This is a genomic window from Aeromicrobium sp. REDSEA-S32_B7 (genome assembly GCF_001626145.1).
In the GTDB taxonomy this organism is placed as follows: domain Bacteria; phylum Actinomycetota; class Actinomycetes; order Propionibacteriales; family Nocardioidaceae; genus Aeromicrobium; species Aeromicrobium erythreum.
This window is the reverse complement of sequence record NZ_LUNF01000070.1, coordinates 1-4,460: the sequence shown is the minus strand read 5'-3', so window position 1 is coordinate 4,460 and position 4,460 is coordinate 1. Positions and strand designations below refer to the sequence as shown.

Annotated in this window: 5 protein-coding genes and 1 pseudogene; all 6 read left to right on the top strand. The window is 69.7% G+C overall.

The window, feature by feature from the left end; genetic code table 11:
• Window positions 1-36: 36 nt before the first annotated feature.
• Window positions 37-213: pseudogene (locus A6Q79_RS18575) on the top strand (glycerate kinase); the annotation flags it as partial.
• Window positions 214-265: 52 nt separating this feature from the next.
• Complete coding sequence (locus tag A6Q79_RS05510; protein WP_369037989.1) at window positions 266-838, top strand: glycerate kinase; 573 nt, start codon at window positions 266-268, stop codon at window positions 836-838.
• A 121-nt stretch (window positions 839-959) separates the two neighbouring features.
• The gene (locus A6Q79_RS05505) at window positions 960-1,337 is read left to right on the top strand and encodes an iron-sulfur cluster assembly accessory protein (protein WP_067858379.1); all 378 of its coding nucleotides are present in this window, start codon (window positions 960-962) and stop codon (window positions 1,335-1,337) included.
• A 353-nt stretch (window positions 1,338-1,690) separates the two neighbouring features.
• Window positions 1,691-2,665, top strand: coding sequence for a carbohydrate kinase family protein (locus A6Q79_RS05500; RefSeq protein ID WP_067858377.1), 975 nt, complete (start codon window positions 1,691-1,693; stop codon window positions 2,663-2,665).
• 120 nt (window positions 2,666-2,785) lie between these two features.
• A complete protein-coding gene (gene coxB, locus A6Q79_RS05495) occupies window positions 2,786-3,634 on the top strand; it encodes a cytochrome c oxidase subunit II (protein ID WP_067858374.1) in 849 nt (282 codons plus the stop codon).
• Between the two features lie 86 nt (window positions 3,635-3,720).
• Window positions 3,721-4,460: cbb3-type cytochrome c oxidase subunit I (locus tag A6Q79_RS05490; protein ID WP_317696964.1), on the top strand; the 740-nt coding region annotated here is incomplete at its 3' end.

Here is a 4,460-nt window from a genome sequence, read left to right as displayed (position 1 = left end):
CACGACGCGCTCGGCGGCCGGCTGCACGTCGTCCCCGTGCGCGGGTCGACGGGCGCCGAGGTGCCCGTGACGCTGCTCGTCGTCGACGACGTCGCCTACCTGGAGTCGGCGCAGGCCTGTGGGCTGCAGCTCGGTCCGCCGGCCGCCCGGACCGCGTCCACGTGGGGCGTGGGCGAGGCGGTGCGGGCCGCCGTCGAGCTGGGGGTGTCGAGCGTCGTCGTGGGGCTCGGCGGCAGCGCCACGAACGACGGGGGAGCCGGGCTGCGTGCAGCGGTTCCTGGCCTGCGACGTCGACGTCCCGCTGCTGGGCCTGTTCGGCGCCACCAAGACGTTCGGGCCGCAGAAGGGGCTCGACGAGGCGGACCTGCTGGAGGTCGACGGCCTGCTCGACGCCTGGGTCGACGCGGTGTGCGGTCCGACCCCGGCGCAGCGGCGCGTGGCGGACGCGCCCGGGGCCGGCGCGGCGGGCGGTCTGGGCCTGGGGCTGCTGCTCCTGGGAGCGGACCGACGTCCCGGCGTCGCGGTGGTGGCGGAGGCGGTCGGGTTGGACGTCGCGTGTGCGGACGCCGACCTGGTGGTCTCCGGCGAGGGCTCCTACGACCACACCTCGCGCAGCGGCAAGGTCGTGCACGGGGTCGCCCAGGTGGCCGGACGACACGCTCGACCGTGCGTGGCGATCGCCGGACGGGTGACGGTGGGTGCGCGGGAGATGCGGGCCATGGGCGTCGAGTCGGCGTACGCGATGCTCGACCTGGTGGGGGAGGAGCGCTCGTTCGCGGACCCGTCGGGCGCTCTGGCCGACGTCGCCGAGCGGGTGGCGCGCACCTGGTCGCGCTGATCGGCGCCCCGCGAGTCCGCGCCCGGCGAGGGATCTCCTGAGGATCGGCGCGTACGATGGAATGGAACCGGCTTCCTCCTGGTTGTCCACCAGGAGAGCACCCGAGACCGACGGAGATGACATGAGCGTCGACAGCAGCACCACCCCCGAGACCACCGAGACCGCCGCCCCGGCCGACGGTGTGAACCTGTCCGCGAACGCCGCGGAGAAGGTGCGGAGCCTGCTTGCCCAGGAGGGTCGCGACGACCTCGCCCTGCGCATCGCGGTGCAGCCCGGCGGCTGCTCGGGCCTGCGCTACCAGCTGTTCTTCGACGAGCGCACGCTCGATGGCGACGAGGTCCGCGACTTCGACGGCGTGAACGTGGTCGTCGACCGCATGAGCCTGCCGTACCTGCACGGCGCGTCGATCGACTTCGTCGACACGATCGAGAAGCAGGGCTTCACCATCGACAACCCGATGGCGACGGGCTCCTGCGCCTGCGGCGACAGCTTCCACTGATGGAGTGACCTCGGGAGCTTCGCGATCGAGCCACCTCGCGAGCCCTGCGAGCGACGGTGGCGAGAGGTCGAGTGGTGCACGCCGAAGGCGTCGGACTGTATCGAGACCTCCAAGCGGTCCAAACCCCACCACGAGGTGAGCGACGAGCATGACCGCCCAGGGTGATCTCGATACACCTCCCCTCGCTAGCGCTCGTGGAGGCACTCGACCAGCGGGAGCGGGGCACTCGACCAACGAGAGCGGAGCCTCGACCAGCGGTCACCCGGCACGAGCGGCGTGACGCGAGGTCACGCCCGACTTCCTCACACGACGGCCCCCTGCGGACGCAGGGGGCCGTCGTCTAGTCTCATCTGGTGCATCTCGCGATCGCCGGCTCTGTGGCCACCGACCATCTGCAGGTCTTCTCGGGGAAGTTCTCGGACTCCCTGGTCCCGGACCAGCTCGACAAGCTGTCCGTCTCGTTCCTGGTGGAGGACCTCGACGTCCGCCGCGGCGGGTGCGCCGCGAACATCGCGTTCGGCCTGGCCGCGCTGGGCCTGCGGCCGACGCTGGTGGCGTCGGTGGGGCGTGACTTCGCCGACCAGGGCTACCAGCAGTGGCTGGAGGACGCGGGCGTCGACTGCTCGCGCGTGCACGTGTCGCCCGACAAGCACACGGCGCTGTGCACGATCACGACCGACGACGCGCACGCGCAGATCGTCACCTTCTACGCCGGCGCGATGGCCGATGCCCGCACGATCGACGTGCTGGAGCTCGGCGACTTCGACCTCGTCCTCATCGGTCCGGACGACCCGGAGGCGATGAACCGGCACACGGCGGCCTGCCGCAAGGCGGGGGTGCCGTTCGCGGCGGACCCGTCGCAGCAGCTGGCGTGGGCCGACGGCGACCTGATCCGCGAGCTCGTCGACGGTGCGGCGTACCTCTTCAGCAACGACTACGAGTCGGCGCTCATCCAGACGAAGACCGGCTGGAGCGAGGAGGAGGTGCAGGCGCACGTCGGCACGCGGGTCGTGACCCGCGGCAAGGACGGCGTGACGGTGTACCCGTCCGACGGCGCGCCGATCGAGGTCGCGGCGATCCCCGACGTCGACGCGGTCGACCCGACGGGCGTCGGCGACTCGTTCCGCGGCGGGTTCCTCGCTGGCGTGGCCGCAGGCCTGGACCTGGAGCGGTCGGCGCAGATCGGCTGCACGATCGCGGCGAGCGTCGTGGAGACGACGGGCACGCAGGAGTACACGCTGACGCGTGAGGCGTTCCTGGACCGTCTGGGCTCGGCCTACGGCGACGACGCGCGGGCCGAGGTGTCCGCCGCGCTGGACCTCGCGTGAGCGTCCCCGACACGGGTCGGGGCAAGGGTGCCCTTACCTGCTCGACGAGGGACGAGTGAGGGTACTGTGAACAGGTCATCGCATGAGTGGTGTGGACAAGAAAGGCGCCTCGTGGGTCGGATGAAGCTGGCGGCTGCTGTCGTCGTCGCAGTTCTCCTGAGTGGTTGCTCGCCCGTCGCGGACCACGACATCAAGCGCCTCGCGCTTCCTGTCGCCGCCAGTGACCGGTCGCAGCCCGTGTGGGACCTGTGGCTCGGCGCCTGGATCGCCGTGCTGGTCGTGTTCGTGCTCGTCTTCGGGCTCATCGTCTACGCCTCCGTGCGCTACCGCCGTCGCAGCGACGACGAGGTGCCCACGCAGGTGCGCTACAACCTGCCGCTCGAGGCGCTGTACACGATCGCCCCGGTGATCGTCGTCGCGGTGTTCTTCTTCCACACCGTCACGAGCCAGAACGAGGTGCTCAAGGAGGTCGAGAACCCCGACCACACGATCGAGGTCGTGGGCTCGAAGTGGCAGTGGGCCTTCAACTACCTCGACGAGGACGCCACGCAGGGCGAGGACGTGTACGACTTCGGCACGCCCGACCAGCCCGCCGAGCTGTGGCTGCCGAAGGGCGAGTCGGTGCGCTTCAACCTGCGCAGCCCCGACGTGATCCACTCCTTCTGGATCCCGGAGTTCTACTTCAAGATGGACGTCGTCCCCGGGCGTGACAACACGTTCGACATGACGCCGACGCGCGAGGGCACGTTCACCGGACGTTGCGCCGAGCTGTGCGGGCTGTACCACTCGCGGATGATCTTCAAGGTCAACGTGGTCTCGCCCGAGGAGTACGAGGCCCACCTCCAGGACCTCGTGAGGATCGGTCAGATCGGTGCCCCCGCGGGCCAGAAGGAGGCCGACGCCGTCGCCGGTCTGCGCGGTGCCGACACGGAGGACGACCAGGACGTCCAGGACGGAGCGGGTAACTGATGGCCACCACTGCGGCATTCGACGACGGTCGGGAGACCACCACCGTCCGTCGTGAGACGACGCTCGGCCAGAAGGTCGTCACGATCATGACGACCACCGATCACAAGGTGATCGGCAACATGTACCTGGCCACGTCGTTCATCTTCTTCCTGATCGGCGGCGTGCTCGCGCTGGCGATCCGCGCGAACCTCATGCAGCCCGGCTCGAACCTGCTGTCGGACGAGGCCTACAACCAGGCCTTCACGATGCACGGCACGATCATGCTGCTCATGTTCGCGACGCCGCTGTTCTTCGGCTTCGGCAACGCGATCATGCCGCTGCAGATCGGCGCGCCCGACGTCGCGTTCCCGCGTCTGAACATGTTCAGCTACTGGCTGTACCTGTTCGGCTCCACCATCGTCGTCTCGGGCCTGTTCGTGCCCGGCGGCGCGGCGAGCTTCGGCTGGTTCGCGTACGCCCCGCTCTCGGACGGCGTCAACTCGCCCGGCATCGGCGGTGACCTGTGGGTCATGGGTCTGTGGATGTCGGGTCTGGGCACGATCCTCGGTGCCGTCAACTTCATCACGACGATCTTCTGCATGCGCGTGCCCGGCATGACGATGTTCCGCATGCCGATCTTCGTGTGGAACACGCTGGTGACCAGCCTGCTGGTGCTCATCGCGTTCCCGATCTTCGCCGCCGCGCTCCTGACGCTGGCCGCGGACCGCATGCTCGGGGCCCACGTGTTCGACGCCGCGAACGGCGGCCCGATCCTGTGGCAGCACCTGTTCTGGTTCTTCGGGCACCCCGAGGTGTACATCATCGCGCTGCCGTTCTTCGGCATCGT

Bases quoted from the DNA above. Each gene is read 5' to 3' on its own strand.
- A6Q79_RS05505 (WP_067858379.1), top strand. From the start codon at position 960: ATGAGCGTCGACAGCAGCACCACCCCCGAGACCACCGAGACCGCCGCC.
- coxB (WP_067858374.1), top strand. From the start codon at position 2,786: ATGAAGCTGGCGGCTGCTGTCGTCGTCGCAGTTCTCCTGAGTGGTTGC.